This is a genomic window from Streptomyces sp. NPDC048825 (assembly GCF_043198355.1).
Classification (GTDB): Bacteria; Actinomycetota; Actinomycetes; order Streptomycetales; family Streptomycetaceae; genus Streptomyces; species Streptomyces xiangluensis.
Genome location: NZ_JBICUR010000020.1, coordinates 164,077 through 188,403, shown reverse-complemented (window position 1 = coordinate 188,403; position 24,327 = coordinate 164,077). Strand labels below are relative to the sequence as shown.

At 69.6% G+C, this 24,327-nt stretch carries 25 protein-coding genes, 1 tRNA gene, 1 pseudogene and 1 riboswitch; of the genes and pseudogenes, 19 read left to right on the top strand and 8 right to left on the bottom strand.

Features of this window, described 5'->3' with window-relative positions; genetic code table 11:
* The first annotated feature begins 136 nt into the window (after nt 1-136).
* A riboswitch (cyclic di-AMP (ydaO/yuaA leader) is annotated at nt 137-298 on the top strand.
* A gap of 4 nt (nt 299-302) precedes the next feature.
* The 3 genes from ACGFNK_RS37425 (at nt 303) to ACGFNK_RS37415 (ending at nt 3,093) form a co-directional block, all read left to right on the top strand.
* Nucleotides 303-1,229: a peptidoglycan DD-metalloendopeptidase family protein gene (locus ACGFNK_RS37425; RefSeq protein ID WP_393423296.1), complete on the top strand. Its 927-nt coding sequence runs from the start codon at nt 303-305 to the stop codon at nt 1,227-1,229.
* 233 nt (nt 1,230-1,462) lie between these two features.
* Nucleotides 1,463-2,185, top strand: a complete 723-nt coding sequence (locus ACGFNK_RS37420) for a DUF6250 domain-containing protein (RefSeq protein WP_393423294.1) — start codon at nt 1,463-1,465, stop codon at nt 2,183-2,185.
* Between the two features lie 122 nt (nt 2,186-2,307).
* Nucleotides 2,308-3,093, top strand: coding sequence for an SGNH/GDSL hydrolase family protein (locus ACGFNK_RS37415; protein ID WP_388684447.1), 786 nt, complete (start codon nt 2,308-2,310; stop codon nt 3,091-3,093).
* Nucleotides 3,094-3,611: 518 nt separating this feature from the next.
* On the opposite strand, the gene ACGFNK_RS37410 is transcribed toward ACGFNK_RS37415, so the two are convergent.
* Complete coding sequence (locus tag ACGFNK_RS37410) at nt 3,612-4,229, bottom strand: TetR/AcrR family transcriptional regulator (RefSeq protein WP_393423292.1); 618 nt, start codon at nt 4,227-4,229, stop codon at nt 3,612-3,614.
* 41 nt (nt 4,230-4,270) lie between these two features.
* Nucleotides 4,271-5,461 carry a Glu/Leu/Phe/Val dehydrogenase dimerization domain-containing protein gene (locus ACGFNK_RS37405; RefSeq protein WP_393423290.1) on the bottom strand — a complete coding sequence of 397 codons (1,191 nt, stop codon included), beginning with the start codon at nt 5,459-5,461 and terminating at the stop codon, nt 4,271-4,273.
* 315 nt (nt 5,462-5,776) lie between these two features.
* Here ACGFNK_RS37405 and ACGFNK_RS37400 point away from each other — a divergent pair, with 315 nt between their 5' ends.
* The 6 genes from ACGFNK_RS37400 to ACGFNK_RS37375 all read left to right on the top strand — a co-directional run bounded on the left by ACGFNK_RS37400 (nt 5,777) and on the right by ACGFNK_RS37375 (nt 11,444).
* A complete protein-coding gene (locus tag ACGFNK_RS37400; RefSeq protein ID WP_393423288.1) occupies nt 5,777-6,979 on the top strand; it encodes an MBL fold metallo-hydrolase in 1,203 nt (400 codons plus the stop codon).
* Nucleotides 6,980-7,336: 357 nt separating this feature from the next.
* Nucleotides 7,337-9,382: a sensor histidine kinase gene (locus ACGFNK_RS37395; RefSeq protein WP_393423286.1), complete on the top strand. Its 2,046-nt coding sequence runs from the start codon at nt 7,337-7,339 to the stop codon at nt 9,380-9,382.
* A gap of 77 nt (nt 9,383-9,459) precedes the next feature.
* Nucleotides 9,460-9,894, top strand: a complete 435-nt coding sequence (locus ACGFNK_RS37390) for a roadblock/LC7 domain-containing protein (RefSeq protein WP_344396047.1) — start codon at nt 9,460-9,462, stop codon at nt 9,892-9,894.
* A gap of 2 nt (nt 9,895-9,896) precedes the next feature.
* Nucleotides 9,897-10,268: a DUF742 domain-containing protein gene (locus ACGFNK_RS37385; RefSeq protein ID WP_344396048.1), complete on the top strand. Its 372-nt coding sequence runs from the start codon at nt 9,897-9,899 to the stop codon at nt 10,266-10,268.
* Nucleotides 10,246-10,845: an ATP/GTP-binding protein gene (locus ACGFNK_RS37380; RefSeq protein ID WP_388684025.1), complete on the top strand. Its 600-nt coding sequence runs from the start codon at nt 10,246-10,248 to the stop codon at nt 10,843-10,845. The genes ACGFNK_RS37385 and ACGFNK_RS37380 overlap by 23 nt, the downstream gene beginning before the upstream one ends.
* Entirely contained in the window at nt 10,842-11,444 is a 603-nt protein-coding gene (locus tag ACGFNK_RS37375) for a GAF domain-containing protein (RefSeq protein ID WP_393423283.1), read from the top strand. The genes ACGFNK_RS37380 and ACGFNK_RS37375 overlap by 4 nt, the downstream gene beginning before the upstream one ends.
* Before the next feature lie 79 nt (nt 11,445-11,523).
* Here the strand turns inward: ACGFNK_RS37375 and ACGFNK_RS37370 are convergent, their stop codons facing one another.
* On the bottom strand, nt 11,524-13,413 hold the full coding sequence (locus tag ACGFNK_RS37370; RefSeq protein ID WP_393423281.1) for a DUF2264 domain-containing protein: 1,890 nt from the start codon (nt 13,411-13,413) through the stop codon (nt 11,524-11,526).
* A gap of 161 nt (nt 13,414-13,574) precedes the next feature.
* On the opposite strand from ACGFNK_RS37370, the gene ACGFNK_RS37365 reads away from it, so the two are divergent.
* Complete coding sequence (locus ACGFNK_RS37365; RefSeq protein ID WP_386342149.1) at nt 13,575-13,934, top strand: MmcQ/YjbR family DNA-binding protein; 360 nt, start codon at nt 13,575-13,577, stop codon at nt 13,932-13,934.
* Nucleotides 13,935-13,952: 18 nt separating this feature from the next.
* Here the strand turns inward: ACGFNK_RS37365 and ACGFNK_RS37360 are convergent, their stop codons facing one another.
* Nucleotides 13,953-14,870, bottom strand: a complete 918-nt coding sequence (locus ACGFNK_RS37360) for a transketolase family protein (RefSeq protein ID WP_393423279.1) — start codon at nt 14,868-14,870, stop codon at nt 13,953-13,955.
* Nucleotides 14,871-14,954: 84 nt separating this feature from the next.
* The gene (locus ACGFNK_RS37355) at nt 14,955-15,656 is read right to left on the bottom strand and encodes a transketolase (RefSeq protein WP_393423277.1); all 702 of its coding nucleotides are present in this window, start codon (nt 15,654-15,656) and stop codon (nt 14,955-14,957) included.
* A gap of 137 nt (nt 15,657-15,793) precedes the next feature.
* Between ACGFNK_RS37355 and ACGFNK_RS37350 the strand changes: the two genes are divergently transcribed.
* The 6 genes from ACGFNK_RS37350 to ACGFNK_RS37325 all read left to right on the top strand — a co-directional run bounded on the left by ACGFNK_RS37350 (nt 15,794) and on the right by ACGFNK_RS37325 (nt 19,687).
* Nucleotides 15,794-15,867: transfer RNA gene (locus tag ACGFNK_RS37350), tRNA-Pro, on the top strand.
* Between the two features lie 117 nt (nt 15,868-15,984).
* Nucleotides 15,985-16,368, top strand: coding sequence for a phage integrase N-terminal SAM-like domain-containing protein (locus tag ACGFNK_RS37345; RefSeq protein ID WP_393423275.1), 384 nt, complete (start codon nt 15,985-15,987; stop codon nt 16,366-16,368).
* A 3-nt stretch (nt 16,369-16,371) separates the two neighbouring features.
* A complete protein-coding gene (locus ACGFNK_RS37340; protein ID WP_393423318.1) occupies nt 16,372-16,944 on the top strand; it encodes a tyrosine-type recombinase/integrase in 573 nt (190 codons plus the stop codon).
* Complete coding sequence (locus ACGFNK_RS37335) at nt 16,937-17,674, top strand: SpdA protein (protein WP_393423273.1); 738 nt, start codon at nt 16,937-16,939, stop codon at nt 17,672-17,674. Before ACGFNK_RS37340 ends, ACGFNK_RS37335 begins: the two co-directional genes overlap by 8 nt.
* Nucleotides 17,675-18,305: 631 nt before the next feature.
* Entirely contained in the window at nt 18,306-18,794 is a 489-nt protein-coding gene (locus ACGFNK_RS37330; RefSeq protein ID WP_393423271.1) for a nucleoside deaminase, read from the top strand.
* A 185-nt stretch (nt 18,795-18,979) separates the two neighbouring features.
* Nucleotides 18,980-19,687, top strand: coding sequence for a carbon-nitrogen hydrolase family protein (locus ACGFNK_RS37325; protein WP_393423269.1), 708 nt, complete (start codon nt 18,980-18,982; stop codon nt 19,685-19,687).
* Nucleotides 19,688-19,741: 54 nt separating this feature from the next.
* On the opposite strand, the gene ACGFNK_RS37320 is transcribed toward ACGFNK_RS37325, so the two are convergent.
* Nucleotides 19,742-20,326 (bottom strand): hypothetical protein, encoded by a 585-nt coding sequence (locus ACGFNK_RS37320; RefSeq protein ID WP_393423267.1) that lies wholly within the window; start codon nt 20,324-20,326, stop codon nt 19,742-19,744.
* Nucleotides 20,327-20,463: 137 nt separating this feature from the next.
* Here ACGFNK_RS37320 and ACGFNK_RS37315 point away from each other — a divergent pair, with 137 nt between their 5' ends.
* On the top strand, nt 20,464-20,685 hold the full coding sequence (locus ACGFNK_RS37315; RefSeq protein WP_393423265.1) for a hypothetical protein: 222 nt from the start codon (nt 20,464-20,466) through the stop codon (nt 20,683-20,685).
* A gap of 30 nt (nt 20,686-20,715) precedes the next feature.
* Here ACGFNK_RS37315 and ACGFNK_RS37310 read toward each other — a convergent pair whose 3' ends face one another.
* Nucleotides 20,716-20,895, bottom strand: a complete 180-nt coding sequence (locus ACGFNK_RS37310; RefSeq protein WP_393423263.1) for a hypothetical protein — start codon at nt 20,893-20,895, stop codon at nt 20,716-20,718.
* 474 nt (nt 20,896-21,369) lie between these two features.
* On the opposite strand from ACGFNK_RS37310, the gene ACGFNK_RS37305 reads away from it, so the two are divergent.
* Entirely contained in the window at nt 21,370-22,659 is a 1,290-nt protein-coding gene (locus ACGFNK_RS37305; RefSeq protein WP_393423261.1) for a vanadium-dependent haloperoxidase, read from the top strand.
* Between the two features lie 358 nt (nt 22,660-23,017).
* A pseudogene (locus ACGFNK_RS37300) lies at nt 23,018-23,470 on the top strand (IS5 family transposase); the annotation flags it as partial.
* Between the two features lie 163 nt (nt 23,471-23,633).
* Here ACGFNK_RS37300 and ACGFNK_RS37295 read toward each other — a convergent pair.
* Nucleotides 23,634-24,233 carry a TetR family transcriptional regulator gene (locus ACGFNK_RS37295; RefSeq protein WP_119102998.1) on the bottom strand — a complete coding sequence of 200 codons (600 nt, stop codon included), beginning with the start codon at nt 24,231-24,233 and terminating at the stop codon, nt 23,634-23,636.
* Between the last annotated feature and the right edge of the window lie 94 nt (nt 24,234-24,327).

The following is a 24,327-nucleotide window of genomic DNA, read 5'->3' as shown; positions in this document are numbered from 1 at the left end:
TTCACGGAGGGTGACGGCGATTTCGACCAAGGATCAAGAGAATGGGGCACATAGGAAACCCAAAGCTTGTCCCTGTGCGTCTTAGTCGCTTACGTTCACCACCAATCCGGGCGGACGCCTAATCCTGCCGCCGCCCGTAATCCGCACACCGATCCGTACACGGCAGGAGCGGGGGACCCACAGGTACAACGCCTGCTCCGGTCTCCGGAACAGGCTTGGGGTAAAGCCGCGCGAAAGTGTGGCCGGGCATCTCCAGCTCGCACCCGACAGCTCACCTCGTAGGCGCCGGAGAGGAATTCGCCATGCCCGCGAAGGGTAAGCACCGCCGCCCGAAGTCCGCGCGTTTCACCCGCTCGATCGCCGTTGCCTCGACCGGTGGCGCCGCTCTCGCACTGCCTTTGCTGGGAGCAGCCGGAGCCCAGGCCGCTACTCCGCAGAGCTCGCCCGCGTCTGTTTCCAATAAGGCCGAATCCGTTTCCCAGAAGGCTGTTGAGTCCGCTCCGGTCGCCGCGCAGAAGAAGGCCGCGACCAGGACGTACGAAGTGAAGGCGGGCGATTCTCTCTCGAAGATCGCCGGCGAACAGAATTTCAGAGGTGGCTGGAAAAAGCTCTACCAGGACAACCGCCAGGTGGTCGGAAGTGACCCGGGGCTCATTCACCCGGGCCAGAAGCTGACGATCGGCAAGAAGGCCGCCGCGCCCTCCGGCGCCAACGAGGCCAAGGCTCCCAAGGCGGCCAAGGCTCCCAAGGTGGCCGAGGCCCCCCAGGCGTCCGCGAAGAAGGCGACGCCCGCCAAGGCCGCCGAGGCGCCCAGCAGTTCGAGCGGCTTCACCATGCCGGTCGAGGGCGCGACCGTCAGCACCCCGTACAGAATGTCGGGCGGCATGTGGTCCAGCGGCTACCACACCGGTGTCGACTTCGCCGCCGCGACCGGCACTTCGCTCAAGGCCGTGGGTGCGGGCACGGTCGTCTCCGCCGGCTGGGGCGGTGCTTACGGCAACCAGGTCGTCATCGAGCTCAGCGACGGCCACTATGCCCAGTACGCACACCTTTCGTCCCTTTCTGTCTCGCAGGGGCAGTCTGTGACCGCGGGTCAGCAGGTCGGCCTCTCCGGTGCGACCGGCAACGTCACCGGTCCGCATCTGCACTTCGAGATCCGCACCACGCCGGACTACGGCTCGGACGTGGACCCGCTGGCGTTCCTGCGCTCGCAAGGCGTCTCCGTCTGACGTCACCAGCGCAGTGCCGCGAGCGGAGCGCGTCTCCCTCTCGCGCCGAAGGCCGGACCCCTGATCCCCGGGTTCCGGCCTTCGGCTTGTTCCGGGGGTCGACAGGGATGGCGGCTGACGGTCAAGATCTGCGGGTAAGCGCTTTCTGTCTGCTTGTGGGATCAGCACAGGTGTCAGATCAGCACGACGTGAGATCGGCACGACCCGTCGTACGCCAGCCAAGGAGACGCTTCATGACGACCCGTAGAGCCTTCGAAGCCCTGGCCGCCGGTGCCGCCCTCGGCCCTGCGCACACTGCGAGCGCGCACGCCGCGAGCGGGTCGGCGCACCTTCGCCGAGGACGGCTCATCGCTCGTGACGGCTTCCGGCACGGACTGGGGCAGTGGGCAACGGAGTTGCAGGACGGTGGCAGTGTCACCGCGTCCCGTGGGGTCATGGAGATCGATGTGCCGGGCGGCGCCACGGTCTGGTTCAAGCGGAAGCTCGTGGGACCGTACGTCGTCGAGTACACGGCCACACCGGTCTCCGCGGGAGGTGTCAACGACCGGGTGTCGGACCTCAACAACTTCTGGAACGCCGTCGACGTCCGCTCCCCGGACGACCTCTTCGCCACCGAACGCGGCGGCGCCCTCGACGAGTACGACTACCTCAAGACGTACTACTCGGGCTACGGCGCGAACTACAACACGACCACGCGGCTGCGACGTTACGTGGGTCAGGCCGGCGTCCGGCCGCTGATCTACGACTACACCGAGCCCCTGCTCGTGGCGAACCGCCCCCACCGCGTCCGGATCGTCTCGCACGGCTCGACCGTCCAGTGGTGGAACAACGGGCGGCTCGTCTTCGACTACGCCGACCCGGAGCCGTACACGAGCGGGCACTTCGCGTTCCGGACCGTGTGGAGCCATTTCCGGATCGCGGACTTCCGGGTGTGGGAGCTGCGTATTCCGAGTTGACCGGGACTTTACGCGTGGCTTATCTCACCGTCCGTCAACCCTTTCCTACGGTCGCGTAGCTCACATCTCAAGGTGAATCATGGGTCGACGTGGCAGACGATTCGAAGGAACTCAGCAGATCAGTGATCGGGTCGTACGTGGCGGTGGGGGACAGCTTCACCGAGGGCGTCGGCGACCCCGGCCCCGACGGGGCGTTCGTCGGCTGGGCCGACCGGTTCGCGGTGCTGCTCGCCGACCGGCGGCCTGAGGGCGACTTCGGCTACACCAACCTCGCCGTCCGGGGGAAACTGCTCGACCAGATCGTCGAGGACCAGCTTTCGCGCGCGAAGGAGCTGGCGCCGGACCTGGTTTCCTTTTCCGCGGGCGGTAACGACATTCTTCGGCCCGGGACCGATCCCGACGAGGTCGCTTCTCGTTTTGAGCGTGCCGTTGCCGAACTCACTTCGGCTGTCGGCACGGTGCTTGTGACAACCGGCTTCGACACCCGTGGTGTGCCTGTGCTCAAGCACTTGCGCGGCAAGATCGCCACGTACAACGGGCATGTGCGGGCTATTGCCGATCGGTACGGGTGTCCTGTGCTCGACCTGTGGTCGTTGAAGACCATTCAGGATCGGCGGGCCTGGGACGGTGATCGGCTGCATCTCTCGCCGGAGGGGCACACCCGGGTTGCGCTCCGCGCCGGGCAGGTTCTTGGGCTGTCGGTGCCCGCGGATCCGGAGCAGCCGTGGCCGCCGTTGCCGCCGCGCGGCACGCTTGAGGTGCGGCGGGACGACATTCACTGGGCTCGGGAGTATTTGGTGCCGTGGATTGGGCGGCGGCTTCGGGGCGAGTCGTCGGGGGATCGGGTGGTGGCCAAGGGGAGTCTGTCGCCGGATGACATCAAGTTGCGGATGCGGTCTGCGGTTTGAGGGTTGATGTCCGGGGGTGGTGCGCTGGGGTTCGTTGTCGGGTGCGGACCTGTCGTGGCTGGTCGCGAAGTTCCCCAAGCCCGCCCCTTCCCGAAACCGGGGCTGCGCCCCAGGCCCCCCGCCAGGGGATGGGGTGACACGTCGTGTCGCGGCTGCCAGTCCGTCGTGGCTGGTCGCGCAGTTCCCCGCGCCCCTGAAAAGCGAAAGCCTGCGACTCCCGGCGCCCCAAGAGGATCCGCGCCCAGAAAAAGCCCGCACCCCCAACTTCCCGCAGCCTCCCACCGGCGGGAGGGGACGTGGGCCGGTGCGTCGTATGCCCGTCGCGTAGGTTCTGTCTCGGCCCACCCGCGCCTGTATCAGCAAAGGGCCGTATGCCCTGTTGGCGACGGGCTGACGCACCGGCCCACGGCCCCGACCCACCCACGCACCTCAGGGGCGCGGGGCTGTGACATTAGCGGCTCCGCCGCGGGGCGCGACCAGCCACCCACAAACCCGCAGTCGCCAACAAACCGAACCCACTACCCCCGTGGGCGCCCCTGCTCAACCGCCGGAGGCAGTTCGCGTGCCAGAGCCTCATCCGCCCACTGCTGCGTACGGGCTCGAGACACCGCGCCCTCATACGCCGTCATCTGGACAGCCAGACCGTCCAGAAGCGCGGTGAGGCGCAGAGCCGTATCCATGGGAGACGGGCACTCGAACTCACCGGCAGCCACGCCCTCCGCGATGACCTCGGTCAGCGCGGCCTTCCACTGGCGGTCGAGGTCTCGCGCGACGTCCCGTAGCGCGGGCTCGCGCAGGGACGCCGACCAGCCCTCGATCCACAGCCGCCACCCCTTGGCCTGGCCAGTCGGGGCGTACCAGCGGACGGCGGCCCGCAGTCGGCGCAGCGCCGTGGTGCGGCGAGCGAGGAGCTTGCGCAGATGCGCCAGGTCGCCCTCGGCCGCGTAGGTGAACGCGGCGGCGACCAGCTTCTCCTTCGTCGAGAAGTGATACAGCACCAGCGCGTTGCTCACCCCCAGCGCGGCGGCCACGTCGCCAATCCGTATCGCCGCGACGCCCCGCGCCTCGATCTGCTCAACCGCGGCCCGCAGCAGTTCCTCCCGCCGCTCCTGAACGCTCAACCGAACCCTGGCCACGCCCGCAACCCTACACACGAGGTCGGACAAGGCGGTCGGCGTCACCGATACCATCCGAACCGTTCGGAAATCAGCGGCAGCCGGTCCGCGACGATCGCGTGGGCAGCCGCCCGCGGTGTCATGCCGTCGGCCTCCGCGCGCGTGAGCATCTGGTCGATCAGGGCCCGCATGGAGCGTCGCGTGTACGCGAACGCCTCCTCCGCGTCGGCCCCTATGTCGCCGAACAGGGTCCACCACCACCAGGCGTTGGTCCCGGAGTTGACGACAACGTCCGGCAGGACGGTGACACCGCGCGCAGCGAGCAGTTCCTCCGCCTCGGGCAGAACGGGCATGTTCGCGGCCTCGACGATCCAACGGGCCTTGATCCGCGCCTGGTTGGCGGTGCCGATCGCGTACGAGACCGCCGCCGGCACCAGCACCTCCGCCTCGGCGGACAGCCAGGCGTCGCCCGGCAGTTCGAGGTCGGCCGGGCGCAGCACCGAGCGGTCGACGGTGCCGTACGTGTCCCGGGCGGCGAGCAGCGCCTCGACGTCGAGTCCCGCCGGATTGGCGATCGTGCCCTTCACGTCGGCAACGGCCACGACGCTGAGCCCCGCGCGCGTGAGGAACCGGGCCGTGGCCCCGCCCATGGTGCCCAGGCCCTGCACGGCGACGCGTGTGCCCGGGTACGCCACCCCGGCCCGGTCCAGGGCCGCGAACACCGACTCGGCGACTCCGCAGCCGCCGACCAGTTCGTCGAGCCCGATGCCGTCCACGTCGACCGCGAACGCGTCCGCCAGCCGCCGTCGGGCTGCAGCCTCGTCGTCGAGCAGTGGATACACGGCCTGAATCGACGACACGAGCCCCGCCTGCGCCGCGGCCCGGTCGACGAGGTCCTGGGTGAGGCCGAGGTCCTCGCCAGTGGTCCAGAAGCTCTCGATGTACGGGCGCATGGCGCGCAGATAGCGCACGAGCACCCCGTACGCCTCGGGGGCCTGGGGATCGCAGTCGATGCCGCCCTTCGCGCCGCCCAGCGGGACGTAGCGGCCGTCGGGGTTGTAGTGCAGTGCCTCCTTCATGGTCATGCCACGCGCGAGGCCGGCGACCTCGTCCAGCGTGCAGCCCGCCCGCATCCGCAGCCCGCCGCTGGAGACTCCGCGCACCAGCCGGTCCACGACCAGGTGCCCCTGGCGGCCGGTGACGTGGTCGGTCCAGGTGAGCGTCATCAGGGGACTGCTGTCCGGGGCGGTCATGGGGGTCTCCTCGGGAACGGGGATCGGGAGCCGGGAACAGGCAGCGGAGTCGGAGCGTTTGAGCAGCGTGGGACCGGGTGCCCCAGAGTGGGCCCGGTGCCGGTCGGGGCCTGTCATTGCTGAATAACCAGTCAGTATCGAAATGGTTGAACGGTTCTGTCAACGTGCTGAATGGATCTTCAGTACGGGGCCGACGTCGTACGTGGCGGCTTTCGCCGCGCCCGGCGCGGACACCGCCCTGTCATACGCCCGACCCGGCGCTGTCAGAGGCGGCGACCATAATGGAATGTCAGACCGACTCCACCTGGAGGTGCCGTGACCGGTTTCCGTCCCCTGAGCTCCGGGCTCCGTGCTCTGCGGCCCGCCGCCTTCGGCGCGGATCCGAGCGGTGAGCGCATGGAGCGCATCCGCAGATCGCCGAACTTCGCGGACGGCGTCTTCCGGAATCCGGAGGGTGCCCCTCGGCCCGACGGTGCCATGCGCGAGTTCGCGCAGGCCTTCTTCCGCAAGGAAGAGCGGGTTCGCCGCGCCCCGGCGGGGACGGTGCCGGTGCACGCCACGACCCTCGCCGACCTCGCCAGGCCCCCGGCCCACGGACTGCGCCTGACGTGGATGGGCCACTCCAGCGTGCTCGCCGAGATCGACGGCCACCGGGTGCTCTTCGACCCCGTCTGGGGCGAGCGCTGCTCCCCGTTCGCCTTCGCCGGGCCCAAGCGGCTGCACCCCGTGCCCCTGCCGCTGGCGGCGCTCGGCCCGGTCGACGTGGTCGTCATCTCGCACGATCACTACGACCACCTCGACCTGCCCACCATCAAGGCCCTGGCCGACACGGACACGGTGTTCGCGGTGCCCCTCGGCGTCGGCGCCCACCTGGAGCACTGGGGCGTCTCGGCGGACCGGCTGCGCGAGCTGGACTGGAACGAGACGGCGAAGGTCGGCGGTATCTCCCTGACCGCCACGCCCGCCCGCCACTTCTGCGGGCGCGGCCTGCGCAACACCCAGCACACCCTCTGGGCCTCGTGGGCCGTCGCGGGTGATGAGCACCGGATCTATCACAGCGGTGACACCGGGTACTTCACCGGATTCAAGGACATCGGCGCCGAGCACGGCCCCTTCGACGCCACGATGATCCAGATCGGCGCCTATTCCGATTTCTGGCCCGACATCCACATGACGCCCGAGGAGGGCATGCGCGCCCACCTGGACCTCCAGGGCGACAAGCCCAGCGGCGTGATGCTGCCGATCCACTGGGCTACGTTCAACCTGGCGACGCACCCCTGGGCCGAGCCCGGCGAGGGGACGATCACGGCTGCCCACGCGGCCGGTACGCGGATCGCGCTGCCCCGGCCCGGCGAGCCCTTCGAGCCCACTGCCGAGACCGTGCCGTCCGAGCCCTGGTGGCGCGGCGTGGCGCTCACGCCGGCCGGTGGCTGGCCCGTCCTGGAAAAGTCGCTCGCTGATACACCGGGTGACGCCGCGGAGGACACCGGAGAGCCGGAAACGGTCCCGGCCGGGTGATCGGGACGTAAGCGAAGACGTTCGGCGAGGGCCGAGGGGCGCACTGCTCCTCGGCCCTCACTCTTTTTCGCTGACCGGTTCTGACCAGGTCTGATCGATCCGATCGCGCACGGGAACGCGTGTGCGAGAGGCTTATCGGTCTGTCGTACGAACGCTCATACCAGAGCGGGACGATGCCCGCCGGACTTTGTCAACTGCCCACCGAGTGTGATGCGCTGGCAACTACTGTGAGTGGCCGCCGTGCGACGCAGGGCCGGACTTTCGGCATGCGCGAACACGGCACCGCGATGGCGCATGCCCGACTCGCAGATCCGCGGGAGCCGCCACGGCCCCGACATATCCAGTACGAGGACGTCGATGTCTCACCTTCGCGCACCGGCCGCACGCGCTGACCGCCGCGAGGGCGGGCGCCACGGGCGACCGGTCGCCCGTACCGCCCCCTCGCTGCCCGAGACCCATATACGGCCCCAGCTCCTGCGCCTCGCGGTCCTGCCACCCATCGCGGTGGCCCTCAGCGCCAGCGCCGCCGTGCTGTTCACCGTCCGCTCGACCATGGCCAGGCCCAGCCTCACCCTGTGGATCGTCCTCGGCGGAGCCGTCGCGGTCACCCTCGCGGGCATCGTGATCGCCGCCGTGGCCGCCGACCGCGCCGCCAGGTCCGTACGCGAGCGAGTCGGTTCGCTGCGCGGCGCCAGTGCCCGTGACCAGGCCGAAGTGCGCGGCCTGGTCGAGGCCTTGCGACGCGGCGACGGGCCGCCGGCGCGTCGCAAGCGCCGCGAACTCGCCCCGGACGCCGACGAGTTCGACCTGCTCGCCGACGACCTCGCGCGCGCCCACGACGGCGCCGTCAACGCGGTTGTCCAGGCCTCACGGCTGTCCAGCCAGGCGGGCAGCGAGCAAAAGCTCGAGGTCTTCGTCAATCTGGCCCGGCGGCTTCAGTCCCTCGTGCAGCGCGAGATCTCGATCCTGGACGAGCTGGAGAACGAGATCGAGGATCCGGACCTGCTCAAGGGCCTCTTCCACGTCGACCACCTCGCCACCCGCATCCGCCGCCACGCCGAGAACCTCGCCGTACTCGGCGGCGCCGTCTCCCGCCGTCAGTGGAGCAACCCGGTCTCCATGACCGAGGTGCTGCGCTCCGCCACCGCCGAGGTCGAGCAGTACTCGCGGGTCAAGCTCGTGCCGCCGGTCGAAGGCACCGTGCGCGGTCATGCCGTCGCCGACGTGATCCATCTGCTGGCCGAACTCGTCGAGAACGCCACGGTGTTCTCGGCCCCGCAGACGCAGGTCCTGCTGCGCGCCAACCTCGTCACCTCGGGACTCGCCGTCGAGGTCGAGGACCGCGGGCTCGGCATGCCGCCGGACGAACAGCACAAGATGAACGCCCTGCTCGCCGACCCGGACCAGGTGAACGTGGCGAGCCTGCTGCAGGACGGACGCATCGGGCTGTTCGTGGTCTCGCAGCTCGCGCGCCGGCACGGCATCGCGGTCCGGCTGCAGACCAACATCTACGGCGGCATCCAGGCCGTGCTCGTCATGCCGCAGGCGCTCCTCGGCGCGGAACCCGAGCAGTCGGGGGCGGGGCGGCCGAGGACGGCGGTGTCGGAAGCAGGTACGCCGGCCGATGGGGTTCCGGTGTACAGCACTCCGGTTCACGGTGTTTCGGTCCGGGGGAAGCCCGGGCACGGGACGGCGGCTCCTCATGACGTTGCGGCTCGTGGGGCGGAGGTCCCGGTTCCGGGCACGCCCGTTCCGGTGGAGGGGGTCGTGCCGGGCGCCCCCGTAGACGTATCGCATGCGCAGCGTCAGAAAACGACGGTACGTCAGGAAACGACTGCTCGTCAGGAGACGACACCACACGGGCACTTCGGCGAGAGCGCCGCGGCGTCACAGCAGCCGCGGGATGACGCGTCGGCCGGGGCGACGGTGGTGAGCGGCAGCCGTTCGGTGCCGCTTCCCGTGCGTGGCGCCGAGGCGCGGCCCAATCCGGCGGAGGCACTGCCCGGCATCCGCTCCGACGACCGGCGGGTCGTGATCGAGAACGTCGCGAAGGCGATCACCTCGCCGACGGCGCGGGGCGGCGCGGTGCGCGGCACCATGGGCAAGCCCCAACTGCCCAGACGGCGCGCCCAGGAGCACATCGTGCCCGAGCTGCGCGAGGGGCCCCTGCCCCGCCCGGATTCCGAGTTCCTCGTCGGTCACGACCCCGGCCTGATGGCCGCCTTTCAGCGGGGCATCGGGCTCGCCGAGGCCCAGCAGCGGGACGCGGCGCGCAGGGAGACGGCGCGCAGGGACACGCACGAATCACCCGAGGCGCACGCCGCGCGCGAGCCGGCGCCCGCGTCTTCTCATGACTTCACCGACTTCACCGCCCGGCACGACGGGAGCACATCAGCCGGATGATCAACGCCACCCCCACTTCCACGTCCACTCACACCTCCGCTCCCACAGACGTACGTACTTCAAGGAGTCGATCCCCCATGGCGAGCGATGTGCCGACCGCCCATGTATCCGATCTCGACTGGCTGATGAGCGGCCTGGTGCAGCGCGTCCCGCACACCAGAAGCGCGGTGCTGCTCTCCTGCGACGGGTTGGTGAAGTCGGTCCATGGCCTCGACCCCGACAGTGCCGACCACATGGCGGCCCTCGCCTCCGGGCTGTACTCCCTGGGACGCAGCGCGGGCGTCCGCTTCGGGGACGGTGGTGACGTGCGCCAGGTCGTCGTCGAACTCGACTCCACCCTGCTGTTCGTGTCCACCGCGGGCTCCGGCACCTGTCTCGCCGTGCTCGCCGGACGCGAGGCCGACGCGGCCGTGCTCGGATACGAGATGGCCATGCTGGTCAAGAGCGTCCGCCCGTATCTGATGACCGCGCCCAGGCAGTCCGCCGTCGAGCCCTCGGCGATGAGGCCTTGAGCGTGACCGCGGCCGGGGACGGGCCCTGGCTCGATGACGCGGCCGGACGCCTCGTACGCCCCTACACGGTCAGCAACGGCCGGACCCGGCCCAGTACCGCGCTCGATCTTCTGTCGCAGATGCGGGCCACCGGAGCAACCCCGCTCGGTTACCTCGGCCCCGAGCACAACCAGGCGCTCGAACTGTGCCGGGTGCCCGTCTCGGTCGCCGAGGTGGCCGCACATCTGAAGCTGCCGGCGGCGGTCACGAAGGTGCTGCTGGCCGACCTCGTCGACTGCGGGGCGCTGACGACGAAGCCCCCGGCCTTCCACCACATCCCGACTGACAGGTCTCTTCTGGAGGCAGTGCTCGATGGACTACGACGACAGCTCTGACCCCTTCCCCACCGCACTGAAGATCCTGGTGGCGGGAGGGTTCGGGGTAGGCAAGACCACCTTTGTCGGCGCGGTGAGCGAGATCGCGCCGCTGAGTACGGAGGAGTTGCTCACCACGGTCAGCGCCTCGACCGACAACCTCGACGGCATCGAGAACAAGGTCGAGACGACCGTCGCGATGGACTTCGGGCGTATCACGCTCGATCCGGAACATGTGCTGTATCTGTTCGGTACGCCGGGACAGGAGCGGTTCTGGTTCATGTGGGACGAGCTCTGCGAGGGCGCGCTCGGCGCGGTCATCCTCGCCGACACCCGCCGCCTGGAGGAATGCTTTGCCGCCGTCGACTTCTTCGAGCAGCGCGGCCTGGGGTTCATCGTCGCCGTCAACGAGTTCGACGGTGCCTACCGCTATGACCCGGAAGAGGTGCGGGCGGCCATCGACCTCGACCCGGAGATCCCCATCGTGCGCTGCGACGCACGGATCTCCAGCTCAGGGGTGCAGACCCTGTTGACCCTCGTCCGCCATCTGCTCGCCCACGCACCCACCCGCGCCCCCAGTTACGGAGCCCGCACATGAGGTACGACCCGCCGCGCCTGGCCGGTCGGCTGCTGCTCACCCCCGAGGACAAGGAGGCCCCCGCCCGGACGCGGCGGCTGCGCCGTCTCGGTCTGGGGGAGCGGGCCGAGCCGGCCTTCGACGCCTTCGCGGACCGACTCGCGGAGCTCGCCGCGGTGCCGTACGCGATGGTCAACTTCATTGACGAGAACGGGCAGTTCTTCGCGGGGCTGCATACTCCGGACGGCATGGGCATGGGGGCGGGCTCGGGTGGGCGGCCGGCCGTGATCGTCGCCGCGGACGGTACGGAGTACCGGTTCGGTCGCCACATGGCCCGCGACCACGGCTTCTGCCCTCATGTGGTGGTCCGGGGGAAGGCGCTGGCCCTGGAGGACGTCCGCGACTATCCGCGGTTCGCCGGGAATCCGGTCGTCGACGAGATCGGTATCTGCTCCTATCTGGGCGCCCCGCTCATCGACCGCACGGGCATCGTGCTCGGCACGGTGTGCGTCGAGGACATCGAGCCGAGGCCCTGGGGGAGGGCGGGCCTGGACACCATCAAGGCGATGGCGGCGGAACTCGTCGAGCGGATCGAGCTTCGGGAGAGTGGCGGGTTCTGAGGGGGCGGGCGTACGCGGTGGTGATGCGTTCAGGCCTCGGGGGGCCATCAGTAGGAGGGGCTGTCAGCAGGAGGGGCCTTCATACGGAAACGGAAACGGTGTCCCCTTCGGGGAAGGTGATCCGGACTTCGTGCTCCTCCACCGCGCAGGACACCGACTCCCGCAGCGCCTGGGGATGCACGGCGTCCCGGGTCAGCACAAGCAGCGTGACGTACACACCGCTGCCTCCCGGGCGACCGGCCGCACACCGCACGTACGGTGTCGCCGAATGCGGGCCCAGGGCGTTGGCCTCCACCTCGCGCGCGATGCCCGCGTCCTCGTCCCAGCCGTGCAGCGCGACGACCACACTGGTCAGCCCGTCCGCGGTCCGCGCCAGCGCCCATCCGGAGCCCCGCTCCGCCGTGGGCCGGGCCTCGGCGGCGACCGCGTAACCGCCCTCCCGCACCGCCACACCGGCCGGAGCCCGCACCCGGTGTACGCGGATCTCCCACGGACCGCGCAGCACACTCGTCGTCTCGATCGGGAACTCGGTGTCGTTGCCCGGCAGTTGAGCGAGGTAGCGGGACGCCGCCGTACGTCCGGAGCAGTGCAGCGGAAGGATCAGGCGCCGACGGGAGGCGGTGCCGTCCGGGGCGAGGAGCGCGATGTGTCCGTCCATGGTGCGCTCCCAGGCGTGCGCTCCCGACTCGGGAGCGGTGGCCGAGGAGTACCCGAACTTCGCGTAGTGCGGATCGTCCTCGGGAGGCCGGTCGGGGGAGTTGTGGTCGCTGCCGTGGTTGACCAGGCGGACGATGCCGTCGTGCTTCGTGCCGTGCAGCAGCCAGCCCGGCGCCGGGAGCGCGGTGTACTGGTCCGACTCCTCGACGGGGAGCGGCAGTTCACGCTCCGTCCACACCGGGTGGTCCGCGGGCAGCAGCAGCCCGAGGAAACCTTTGCTCGCCCAGTACGGTGACGCGGGCCCCGAGTACGGCTGCGTCATCGGCAGGAACGTGCCGTACCAGCCGAGCGGAAGCAGTCCTCGCTCGTCGGGCACCCCGCGCTCGACGAAGTGGCTGACCGCGCCGGAGGCCAGCCGGCGGGTGAGCCCCGGCGCCAGCGGGGTGCAGCCTGCGAGGGCGCCCAGCCACACCGGGGCCGTGGTGGCGAAACGGTACGTCAGGGAGCGCCCATGGATCACCGGTGCGCCATCCGCACCGAAGAACTGCGGGTAGACGGCGAGGAATTGGGCGAGCCGGTCCCGGTAGACCCGGCCGCGGCCACCGCCCTCGCCGCCCGTCATCCGGGACCACAGCAGCGGGTACAGGTGCATGGCCCAGCCGTTGTAGTAGTCGAAGGCGCGCCCCTCGCCGTCGCTGTACCAGCCGTCGCCGACATACCAGTCCTCGATACGGTCGAGCCCGGCGTCGATGTCGTCCTGCCGGTACGGTGCGCCGACCGAGGCCAGGAACTGCTCGGCCACCACCTGGTACAGCCGCCAGTGGTTGTTCCAGGTACGACGGCCCACGAACCCCCACAGCCAGTCGACGACCCGCTCCCGCACCTCGCCGTCCAGGCGGTCCCAGATCCAGGGGCGGGTCTCGTGCAGTCCCACGGCGATCAGGGCGGCCTCGGCCATCTGCTGGGAGCAGTCGGTGAGTTCGGGCCAGGCTTCGCCGCTGTCGCGGTCCGTGCCCGTTGTCAGACCCCGCGCGTACCGTTCTATGAGACGGGGATCCACCTCGCCGCGCGCTCCCGCGATCCGGAAAGAGGCCAGCAGAAATGACCGTGCGAACCCTTCAAGCCCGTCCGACACCACACCCGACCAGGAGGTTCTGCCGGGCAGCCGGTACTGCGCCAGTCCCGGCGTCGCATAGGGAACCAGCGCCTCCAACTGCCGGTCGGCGAGCGCCTCCCAGTGCGCCCGCGTCCAGCCGGTGAGCGGCGACAGGACGCGGTCGGTGGGTGGCAGGGCCAGATGCGGTGCGGGCATGTAAGAGTCCTGACTCCTTGGGTCGCCGGTCGTTTTGAGGGTTCCGAGGAGGGATACGGCTGGATGCCGCGGATAGATCAATTGAGCGGGCAGAGGCGTTGGCCTTGGCTTGAACTCGGCTGAGCAGGTGAATGTCAGTGGGATTGGCTACGGTGCGAGTCATGCCGGAAGCAGAAGATGTACGCCGTATTGCCCTCTCCCTGCCGGACACGACGGAGAAGATCGCGTGGAGCATGCCCACCTTCCGGGTCGCGGGGAAGATGTTCGCCACACTGCCCGAGGAGGAGACGTCCATCGCCGTGCGCTGCCCGAAGGAGGAGCGCGACGAACTCGTCCTGGCGGAGCCGGGGAAGTTCTGGATCGCCGACCATGAGGCGGGCTTCGCCTGGGTGCGCGTCCGGCTCGCCGCCCTCGAGGACGACGACGAGCTGCGGGACATCCTCGCGGACTCCTGGCGCCAGGCCGCGCCGTCCCGACTTCTTGACTCCTACCCGGAGTTGGGCCTTCCGGCGGCCGACTGAGGGTGTTGTCGGGACCGATCACGACTGGGCGCCCGCTCCGGCCCTCAGGAACTGTCCGATCCGCTCCCGCAGGGAAGCCGCGTCCAGCCCGTGTGCGGCCACGTGCTCGTCGATCTGCCCGTATCGGCGCAGCTCACGGCGGCCGACGCCGAGGCCGAGGACCCGGTGCGGAAGGTCCGCGAGGGCGTCGTTCGCGGCGGACGTCGAAGTACCGGCCAGGTATGGCTCGACGAGGACGACATCGGTGCCGGCCGTCTCGGCGGCTCGGCGCAGCGTGGCCGCGTCGAAGGGCCGTACGGTCGTCGCGTACAACACGGTGACATCGAGCCCCTCGGTGGCCGAGAGCACCGCGTCCAGCGTCGGCCCGACGGCGAGGACGACACCGGCGCGCCCCTCGCGAACGGTCAGAAACCGCGATCCGTCGACCGGCAGGGCCTCCGCATTGGACTGCACCGACAGCCGTACGTAGACCTTGTCGTCGCCCGCCGCGACCGCGTGCCGCAGCAGCCTCTCCGCCTCGTCCGGGTGACCAGGGACATGTACGGTCCAGCCGTCGAGTGTGTCGAGCAGCGCCACATCGCCGGGTGCCATATGGGTGTACCCGCCCGCGGGCCAGTCGAAGGACGCGGCGGCGCTGACCAGCACGGCGCCCACGCCCTGATGCCCGAGATCCAGCTTGACCTGCTCGAAGGGCCGCTCGACCAGGAAGCTCGCGAAGGTGTGCACTACGGGCCGCAGCCCGGTCAGCGCCAGGCCGGCACCCGCTCCGACCAGCAGCTGCTCACGGATACCGACGTTGATCACTCGGTCCGGATGCCGGCTCCGGGTCTCGTTGAAATCGGCCATACCGATCTCGGCGAGGACCACCGCGACGCGCGGGTCCTCGTCGAGCAGCCGCGAGACTACGGGGGCGAAGCGGTCACGCATGGTGTCCATGTCGGAATTGCCCTTCCGAAGTTGGTTGAGGGATCTGAGGGTGGTGGTTGAGGGATCCAGTGGTACTGGTTGAGGGTCTGGATCTCAGGCGGACTTGGGTTCGACCTGGGCGATGATCACCCGGGGCCGACCGGGATGCGGCGCGGTGAACGCTTCGTACAGCGCCTCGTGGTCCCGGCCGTCGACGCCCTCGACGGACCAGCCCGCGGCCTCGAACCGCGCGGCGATCCCGCCCGGCAGGGCATGGCTGGCGGAGGAGTTGTCGATCACCACGGTGTGCAGCCGGTCGAGCCCGGCAGGCCCGGCGTACGCGATCGCCTCGTGGTTGCTGCCCTCGTCCAGTTCGGCGTCCCCGACCAGTACCCACACGGCGGGCTCGTGCAGCCCCTGGGCCCGCAGCCCCAGCGCCGTCCCGACCGCGATCGGCAGTCCGTGCCCGAGCGAACCGCTGCCGATCTCGGCTCCCGGCACCAGCACTCGGTCCGGATGGTGGCCGAGGGGCGAGGCGTACGAGCCGAACCCCGGCAGCCACTCCACCGGTACGAAACCCTTGGCGGCGAGCACCGCGTAGTACGCCATCGGGCCATGCCCCTTGGAGAGCAGGAACCGGTCGCGTTCCGGATCGTCCATCCGCTCCGGCGTGACCCGCAGGACTCGGTCGTAGAGCACCCAGAGCGCGTCAAGGGTGGACGTGGCTGCGGGCCCGTGCTTCTCATCCCCGCTCATCAGGCTCAGCAGCTCGGAGAGGTCCTCGTACGTATGTTGCCGTTCCGCTGTCTTGGTCATGCCGACGATCGTGCAACCTCAAGCAAGATTGAGGTCAAGTGGTGTCGCCCGGCGCAAAAGGAGTGCGCGACCACCGGTCCGAGTGCGGTATTGTTTCCATGCACGTTCGATCAGGGAAATCCCAGGTCAGCGGGCATCGGGACGTGGCGCAGCTTGGTAGCGCACTTGACTGGGGGTCAAGGGGTCGCAGGTTCAAATCCTGTCGTCCCGACAGTGCGAAGGGTCTTCGCAGGCGAGAGCCTGTGAGGGCCCTTTTCGTATGGGTCGTTTCCGATCTTCGAGGTTGAGCACGCCGCTCATCGGCGCCTTTACTCGGAGGTTTGCGAGGATGCCGCTGCTGAACCTGGACAAGATCACTGCGGGGCTGTCGACGACCTGGTCGGGGTTCCGGCGGGACTGGGACCGCTCACTGCGGTCGGGGAACTATCCGGAGACCACCCGGTACAACTATCTGCTGGCGGCCGCCCAGTTGGGCCGCTATCTGGGGGAGTACTCGCCGGATCCGGACGCCGACGCGGCGGCCGAGGATCCGGTCGAGGTCACGCGGGCGCACGTGGAGGCGTTCCAGGCGTGGATGATCGAGACGCGGTCGGCATCCACGGCGCTCAACAAGCACAAGGGGCTGCAGCAGTTCTTCAAGTGGCTGATGCTGGATGAGGGCGGGATCGACCGGTCGCCGATGGAGCGCGTCCGGCAGCCGAAGACGCCGTAGAAGCTGGTCCCGGTCATCCGTGACGACGAGACCACGAAGGTCCTCGGCACCTGCCGGGGCAAGCAGTTCGTCCAGCTGCGGGACGAGGCGATCATCCGCCTGTACTGCAACACCGGAGCGCGCTTGTCCGAGGTCGGCAACCTGATGCTCGACGACATCGATCTGACCACGGAATCCGTGCACTATCACGGCAAGGGCAGCAAAGACCGCCGTGTGCGGTTCGGGCCGAAGACCGCGCGGGCCGCCAGCCGCTACCTGCGGGCCCGCGCCAAGCACAAGGCGGCCGACCTGCCGGAGCTGTGGCTGGCCGAGCGAGGGGTCCGACCGCTGGCCCCCAACGGCATCAAGATCATGCTCAAGCGGCGGGGCCTCGCGGCCGGCCTGGTCAAACTGCACGCCCACCGGTGGCGGCACACCTTCGCCCATGAATGGAAGCGCGCCGACGCCGACACCGGCGACCTGATGCTGCTGCTCGGCTGGACGTCGCAGGAGATGCCGCGCCGCTATGGCGCCAGCGCCGCCGCCGAACGCGCCCAGGAAACCCACCAGCGGATCGGGGTCGGCGACCATGTCTGAGCCCCGAGTAACGCCTGGGCGGCCGGGCACCGTGCGCGAGCAGCAACTTGCCTTCCGTGCTGTCACCGTGATCGCGGGAGCAGTGGTGGGCCTGGCCTTCCTCTTCGGCTTCGGCAACGTATGGACGCTGGCCCTGCGGCTGGGTGTATCCGCCTGGGTGGCCCCACTCGTCGCACCCGCCGTGGACCTGTCCGTCCTGGCGCTGCTGCTGGCGATCCGCTACCTCACCCTCTATGGGGCTACTCCGAAGACGCTGCGCCCGGCCCTCAGACTGCTGCTCCTGGCCAGTCTGCTCACCCTGGCCCTCAACGTCACCGAGCCGCTGCTCGTGGGCGCGTACGGGCGGGCGGCCTTCGACGCCGTGGGGCCGCTGCTGCTGATCGGTTGGGCCGAGATCGGCCCCGGTCTACTGCAGGCCATCAACGGTTTGCGTGCCGTCGCTGACGACGCGCCGACATTGCCGCGTGGCAGCTCCGGTCCCACCGGAGGGCGACCGCGCAGCGTCCAACCAGTCGAACCGGGCATCTTGGGAGACGGCGGCGGTGATCTTCTCGAGCGAGCTCGGGCGGAAGACGCCCGGCACTGGCAGACCCGCCGGCGGCCGATCTCTGCGGAGACACTTCGCAAGCGCCTGCATATCGGCGCCGCACGATCCCGCGCACTGGTCGCCGTCCTGCGCGCAGGAAGCGTGCCGGAGGTCGAGAGCGGGATCCGGGCTGTAGCGCGCTAGGAGTATGGCCGGTCGCGTGGTGACCGGAGACGGTGCACGGTGCCACCGGCGGTCGAGTGTTCCGGGCCATCCCGCCTCTGAGGCATACGAGGGAACGGGCGTCATGCCGAACTGGACGGTTCCTGCGAGGTCAGTAGCTGCTTAGCAGTTCTTTAGTAGGTCCTGACCTGCCAATTTGCCGACAGCAATTAGCGGTTGATCCAGCACCTGACGCCTCGGACGACCGCTGCTGAAGGGCGAAGAGGAACACAACGACGCGCACCGTAGGGTGCGGGCTCGCCTCGTGCGTGTCCAGTTCAGCGAGGCGTTGCCGGGAGCAGGAACGCCGTTGGCCGACTGAACCCGCGGGGCTTAACTCCTGCATATCGAGGGCATGAGCACGCCAGTGGTCGCCCAGCGTGCCGTTGCAGAGTCCCTCAGCACTCGTCGCGCATGCGCGAGTCATCGAGTGCACACAGACGTTGCGCTGGTCATCATGGGAGACCGCCCCGGATCCAGCGGCCTTCGGGGTCACTCCGAGCCTAGTTCGCTCCCTAAGCGCCGGTGATGCCCACGCCGGTGCACCTTCCCGGTCACCGCAGCCGGACATATGCTGCGCCCGAAGATCGTGATGTGAGGAGGACCGTACGCCATGGCGACGGACGCCCAACTGCCGTACCTGCGCCGCTGTGTGGAGCTGGCAGCCGAGGCACTGGCGAAAGGGGACGAGCCGTTCGGTTCGGTGCTGGTGGGCGCGGATGGCTCGGTGCTCGCTGAGGGGCACAACGAGGTGGCCTCCGGAGACCACACCCGGCACCCTGAGTTCGAGCTGGCCCGCTGGTCCGCCGCACACCTGACGCCCGAGCAGCGGACGGCCGCGACTGTCTACACCTCCGGCGAGCACTGCCCGATGTGCGCGGCTGCGCACGCCTGGGTTGGTCTCGGCCGCATCGTGTACGTGGCCTCTTCCGAGCAGCTCGCCACATGGCTTGGCGAGTTGGGGGTTCCCGCGCCTCCAGTGCGCCCCCTGCCAGTCAACGAGGTCGCTCCCGGGGTGGTCGTTGAGGGGCCGGTCCCGGAACTGGTGACGGAGGTCCGCGACCTGCACCGCAGATTTCACGGCGCGAGGCAGCGCGACTAGCTCCTGACCGCTGAGATGCAACGTGGGTCGTGCGTCATGAGGTCGGCGGAGTGGCTTTGGGTGACGAGGTCGAGGAGTGTTGCGTCCGGGTAAGCGGTGATGTGCTGGTGGAAGACGGCAGGCTTGTGCGGCAGGTGCGCAACGGCTCGCTGTGTGGCCGCTCTGTAGGGTGATCGCGCGATTCGGTGAGGGGAGTCGGGGTGGAGCAGCCGTTGAGCATCGCGGTGGCGCAGCCAAGGTGCATCGCTTTCGACGTGACGTCCAACGCGGTGGCCCACGCGCAGGCCGTTCGGGCGGCGGAGGCGCGGGTGGTGGTCTTCCCCGAGATGTCGCTGACGGGATACGAGCTGGACGCGGAGCCGGTCTCCCCGGACGATGAACGGCTGGCTCCGATCGTCGCCGCGTGCGCCGAGACCGGGACGCTTGCCCTGGTCGGCGCGCCTGTGCCGGGTCCGCGCATCGGCATCCTGGCTGTGGACGGAGACGGCGCACGGGTGGCCTATGGGAAGGTGTACCTGCACGGCAGCGAGGCCGCTCACTTTGTGCCCGGGGAGCCCGCGGTGATCGAAGTGGACGGGTGGCGGCTGGGGCTCGCCGTCTGCCGCGACACGGGTGTCCCCGAGCACGCCGCGAAGACGGCCGCGCTGGGCATCGACGGGTATGTGGCTGGGGTCGTCCACGCCGATCACGAGGCCGAGGTCCACGGCGAGCGCGCCCGCCGGGTCGCCGCCGACCACGGTGTGTGGGTCGCCACGGCGGCCTTCGCGGGTCCGACCGGTGGCGGCTTCGACCGCACGTCCGGCCGTTCGGGCATCTGGTCCGCCGACGGGGAACTGGTCGCGGAGGCGAGCGCCGCCCCCGATGAGATTGCGCGGGCGGTTTTCATCAAGTGAGTCCGAGCCGGAGCGTGGGAGCCGCGACTGGCAGATGACAGAGGGCAGTCGTGCTCAACTGTCGTGTGCTGTCAGTGCTGTTGATCGTGGCAGTGACTTTCCGTGATCTCCAGGGGCGTATCGGCTCCATGTCCCACCGGTCTCGTTGAGCAGCCGGGTGGTGGTCTTGTCGTGGTAGCCGAGCGCGTCCGCGACGACGGGAGCGGGCATCTCAAGGAGTTGTTGTCGGATGGCGGCGCCGCCAGCGGCAGCCACCGGGACGCCGATCTTGTTGAGGAGTGCGGACAGGTGGTCGGGGCGGAAGGGCTGGCTGGCCCGGCGTCCGGGGAACAGCCAGAGGGATGCCTGATTGGTGGCGGTGTTCATGTGGTCGCGGTCGGCGATGTAGTCCAGCAGCAGGGAAGCGGCCAGCTCGGGGATGGGCGAGGCTGGTTCCCCGAGCCGGAGCAGTATTGCTTCTCCGTCGTGCACCACATCGTCGACGGTGAGCCGGACGATCCGGGTGAGGGGTTGTGCGTAGAGGAGCACGATGACGCCGGCGACGGGGAGGTTCTTCGGTATGTCCGGGTCGGTCAGCAGTCGGCCGAGGGCGTCCAGGCGTTCGTCTTCGCTCAGCGCAGCTCGTCGGATGGCCTTCATCGCGGGTATGGAGAGGGAGCGCCAACCGCCTGGGGCAGGTCCACGGGGCACGGACGGCGACGTCACCGCTGCCGCCTCCGCCCCTGCCGACCGGTGCCATCCGGGCCCAGCGCAAGGTGCATGCAAGCGGACGCTTCATGATCAACGGCCAGTTCATCAAGCTCGGCCCGCGCCATGCGGGAAAGATCGTCACCGTCGTCATCGAGGACACCCACTACCGGATCCTGCACGCAGAGGACGAACTCGCTGTCCGCCCCCGCAAGAACCCCGGACCGATCACCAGGCTCTACGTCAAAGGCATGGGCACCCAGAAGGACCGTCAAGGATCTCCTGACGACAAACCGTCAAGGAAGTCCTGAGACCTCACACCGACACAGCCGGTTGGCGTGTTACCTCACACCGCCCAGGAACTTCGCATGGTGCCGGAAGAGCACCTCGACGCTCTGTCCCGCCCGGCGAGCACACTCCGCCGGGTCGACGCCGGAGTACAGCCAGAAGGAAATGCGCGCGTGCCGGAGGTCGGGCCGCTCGGCCGGCCTCACGGCCAACGCGGCCACCACCTCCGGCACCCAGCCGCCGACTCCTTGCCGGCGGTCGAACTGCCGAACGGCTGCGACACCGCCGACCGGGCGGCGTACGAGACGGCTGGATGGATCGGTGGAACCTGGCCCCCTTCCTGGCGCATGCTGCCGGCAGCGACGTGCTGTCCGTCGTCGTGGCAGGCGCCGAGTCAGCCGTTCTGCGTCTGCGCATCGCCCCCCTGCTCTCCGCCTTCGCTTCGCGCCGACCGCGCCCAGAGGCGCCCGGACTTCCTGCCCGTGCCCTCCGTCCCGGCGACCGACCTCGCCACCACGGCCGACCGGCCCGCCCGGAGGGCGCTCCGGCCGAGTGCTCCCGGCCGGAGCCCGCGCATTCGTCGCCGAGGCGACGGACATCCGGGTGTGAACCCCGTCGGATTGTCGATGATTGTCGATGTAACGACAAAACTGACCCCCGCCTATAGGCTCGGACAATCTGTCACCGACAAGCCCATGGGGGGTCTCGTGACACAACGCCCGCTCGCCGGATCATTCAGAGGGTTACGCCGTATCGCGGTCCTCACCGTACTCGCCCTGACCGTCCCACTGACGGCCACCACCGCCGAGGCGCACAGCGGCGTGGAGGCCGCCCCGGGCAATCCCGTCATCGCCTGGAACATCCACGCCCAGACCGCCATTTACGACACCGCCAAGCAGTCGCCCACCACCAGCACCCGCAGCTTCGCCATCGTGCAGGGCGCCGTGTACGACGCGGTCAACGCCGTCGCCGGCCGTCCGTACGAGCCCCTGGTCAGCGCGCCCCGCAGCCGCCCCGGGGACTCCACCGCCGCGGCGGTGGCCGCGGCCGCCCACGACACGCTGCTGTGGCTCTTCCCCGGGCAGGCCGAGTCGCTGAACGCCCGGTACGACGAGGCGCTGGCCGCGATCCCCGACGGCCGCGCCGAGGACGGCGGGGTGGCCGTCGGCAGGGCCGCCGCCGCGGCGATGACCGAGAGCCGCCGTGACGACGGCTTCGACCCCACCGCGCCGTGGACCGTCGGCACCGAGCCGGGCGAATACCGGCTCACCCCGCCCGGCTACGTCAACGTCGGCGCCTGGGTGCCGAACCTGAAGCCGTTCGTCGTCCCCGACGCCGGCGCCTACCGGGTCAAGCCCCCGCCGGCCCTGACCGGCGCCGCCTGGGCCCGCGACCTGAACGAGGCCAAGAGCCTCGGCGCGGCCACCAGCACCGTCCGCACCGAGGACCAGACCGAGGCGGCGATCTGGTGGGACGACCCCCGGATGGTCGAATGGTCGATCACCCGGCAACTCGCCGACGCGCACCGCCTCAGCAGCCTCCGGACGGCCCGGCTGCTCGCCATGGTGTACGTGGCCTCCGCCGACACCCTGATCGCCTGCTACAAGGCCAAGGCGCACTGGAACTTCTGGCGCCCAGTGACGGCCATTCAGCTCGCCGGCACCGACGGCAACGCGGCCACCGATCCCGACCCGGACTGGACGCCGCTGCGGGTCACCGCCCCGTCGCCGGAGTACCCGTCGGGCCACGCCTGCTTCACCACGGCGGTCATGACGGCCCTGGGGTCGTTCTTCGGCCGTGACGACCTCACGTTCGCCGCGTACAGCCCCGCCTCCGGCACGACCCGCCACTACGACAGCCTTCAGGCGGCGACAGCCGAACTCCTGGAGGCGCGAATCTGGGCCGGCGTGCATTACCGCTTCGCCTCCGAGCACGGACGCCGGCTCGGGGTGGCGGTCACCCTCGACGTCCTGAACCGCGCCTTCCAGCGGCGCTGACACGACCGTCCCTCCCACCACCGCCGGGAGGACAGCTCGGGACAGCACCGACACCGGCGCCCTGGCCCGTCGCCTCGAAGCCGACAGATACCGCTTACGGCCGGTCCGTCGCCGTATCCGGTCATGCTGCCTGGTTGTTGCGGGCAGGGTGCGACACTGAGCATCCAACGGAGTTCCTCGTGCGACAGAAGGATCTTGGTCGATCTCCTGTCTATGGGGAACTCCGTTGCCGCGTGGGGCTTTCGCCGGACAACCACCCAAAACGGGGCAGAGTTCACAGAGCTAGAGCCCTTACAGACTCGCTCCCCAACCCCCGCCACCTGCGGTAACACGCTAAGTAACCGGCATTGCTCTGACCAGTGAGGATGTGGATCTTGCTGCCGACGACCGCTGCCGGCCTCTCGCGTTAGTCCTGACCGCAGGCCAGGTCGGCGACGCACCTGCCTTCACGGACGTCATGGCCCGCCTGCGGGTTCCCCGCCGCCGAGGACGGCCACGCACCAGACCGGACGTGGTTCTGGCGGATAAGGCGTACTCTTCCCGCGCGATCCGCGAGCACCTGCGCAAGCGCGGCATCCGGGCAGTGATCCCCGTCCCCGCTGACCAGCGCGGACACCGGCTGCGACGGGGCAGCCAAGGCGGCCGGCCACCGGCCTTCGACCGGGAGGCATACAAGCAGCGCAACACCGTCGAGCGGTGCATCAACCGCCTGAAGCAGTGGCGAGGCATCGCCACACGCTACGAGAAGACCGCCACCATCTACCTGGCCGGACTCCACATCGCAGGCATCTTCCTCTGGTCTGGCCGATGATCCAACGAGACCGCCTAGGCGTGTCAGGGGCTCGGCGGGTTCTCGGCGCTCGGCCGGCCTCCTGGGCCCGGGTTTCTCGGCGCCCGGCGGGTCTCATGTACGGGGCGGCCTTCCAGCGCCCTACCGGTCCCGTGGCCCTGCGGATACGAGTGCTCGGCAAGCCTCAGGGACTCGGCGCGGTCAGGTACCGCTGGATCGTCGGTGCCAGCCATGCCACGATCTCCGCCCGCGCCAGCCCCACCGCCGGCGGCATCCGCAGCACGTACCGCGTGAGCGCCAGCCCCAGCAGCTGCGACGCCATGAGTGCCGCCCGTGCGGGGACCTGCTCGGGGTCGGGGCACACCTGACGGGCGACCGGCAGCAGCTGGTCCCGCAGGATGCCCTGCATGCGCTCCGCCCCGGCCTGGTTGGTCACGCCGACCCGCAGCAGGGCGGTGAGGACCTCGTTGTTCTCCCACATGTCGAGGAAGTGCTCGACGAGGATCCGCCCCGCGTCCTGCCGGCGGTCCGCCCCGCTCACGTCCGGCAGCCGCAGGTCGATGGCGACGGCCGCCGCGAAGAGGCCCTCCTTGTTGCGGTAGTACCGCATCACCATCGACGGATCGATGTTCGCGTCCTTGGCGATGGCGCGGATGGTGGCTCGCTCGTAGCCGTCGGTCGCGAAGCGCTCGCGGGCCGCCGCGAGGATCGCGCCGCGAGTGGCGTCGGAGCGGCGGGGGGCGCCGGAGCCGGGAACCGTGGAGGTGCTGTCGCTGCCGTTCATGCCAACAAGCGTAGGCCAACGGGCGTAGGTCAACAAGCGTTCGCCAACAGTTGTTTGCAAACGACTGTTGACACCCTCCTTGGCGCCTCGCTAT

What these genes read in the sequence shown, in the direction of transcription:
- ACGFNK_RS37345 (WP_393423275.1), top strand. Translation starts at nt 15,985, where the DNA reads ATGCCGCTGCTGAACCTGGACAAGATCACTGCGGGGCTGTCGACGACC.
- ACGFNK_RS37330 (WP_393423271.1), top strand. Translation starts at nt 18,306, where the DNA reads ATGGCGACGGACGCCCAACTGCCGTACCTGCGCCGCTGTGTGGAGCTG.
- ACGFNK_RS37425 (WP_393423296.1), top strand. Translation starts at nt 303, where the DNA reads ATGCCCGCGAAGGGTAAGCACCGCCGCCCGAAGTCCGCGCGTTTCACC.
- ACGFNK_RS37355 (WP_393423277.1), bottom strand. Translation starts at nt 15,656, where the DNA reads ATGACCAAGACAGCGGAACGGCAACATACGTACGAGGACCTCTCCGAG.
- ACGFNK_RS37380 (WP_388684025.1), top strand. Translation starts at nt 10,246, where the DNA reads ATGGACTACGACGACAGCTCTGACCCCTTCCCCACCGCACTGAAGATC.
- ACGFNK_RS37320 (WP_393423267.1), bottom strand. Translation starts at nt 20,326, where the DNA reads ATGAAGGCCATCCGACGAGCTGCGCTGAGCGAAGACGAACGCCTGGAC.
- ACGFNK_RS37365 (WP_386342149.1), top strand. Translation starts at nt 13,575, where the DNA reads ATGCCGGAAGCAGAAGATGTACGCCGTATTGCCCTCTCCCTGCCGGAC.
- ACGFNK_RS37295 (WP_119102998.1), bottom strand. Translation starts at nt 24,233, where the DNA reads ATGAACGGCAGCGACAGCACCTCCACGGTTCCCGGCTCCGGCGCCCCC.
- ACGFNK_RS37370 (WP_393423281.1), bottom strand. Translation starts at nt 13,413, where the DNA reads ATGCCCGCACCGCATCTGGCCCTGCCACCCACCGACCGCGTCCTGTCG.
- ACGFNK_RS37360 (WP_393423279.1), bottom strand. Translation starts at nt 14,870, where the DNA reads ATGGACACCATGCGTGACCGCTTCGCCCCCGTAGTCTCGCGGCTGCTC.
- ACGFNK_RS37390 (WP_344396047.1), top strand. Translation starts at nt 9,460, where the DNA reads ATGGCGAGCGATGTGCCGACCGCCCATGTATCCGATCTCGACTGGCTG.
- ACGFNK_RS37375 (WP_393423283.1), top strand. Translation starts at nt 10,842, where the DNA reads ATGAGGTACGACCCGCCGCGCCTGGCCGGTCGGCTGCTGCTCACCCCC.
- ACGFNK_RS37420 (WP_393423294.1), top strand. Translation starts at nt 1,463, where the DNA reads ATGACGACCCGTAGAGCCTTCGAAGCCCTGGCCGCCGGTGCCGCCCTC.
- ACGFNK_RS37335 (WP_393423273.1), top strand. Translation starts at nt 16,937, where the DNA reads ATGTCTGAGCCCCGAGTAACGCCTGGGCGGCCGGGCACCGTGCGCGAG.
- ACGFNK_RS37405 (WP_393423290.1), bottom strand. Translation starts at nt 5,461, where the DNA reads ATGACCGCCCCGGACAGCAGTCCCCTGATGACGCTCACCTGGACCGAC.
- ACGFNK_RS37315 (WP_393423265.1), top strand. Translation starts at nt 20,464, where the DNA reads ATGATCAACGGCCAGTTCATCAAGCTCGGCCCGCGCCATGCGGGAAAG.
- ACGFNK_RS37395 (WP_393423286.1), top strand. Translation starts at nt 7,337, where the DNA reads ATGTCTCACCTTCGCGCACCGGCCGCACGCGCTGACCGCCGCGAGGGC.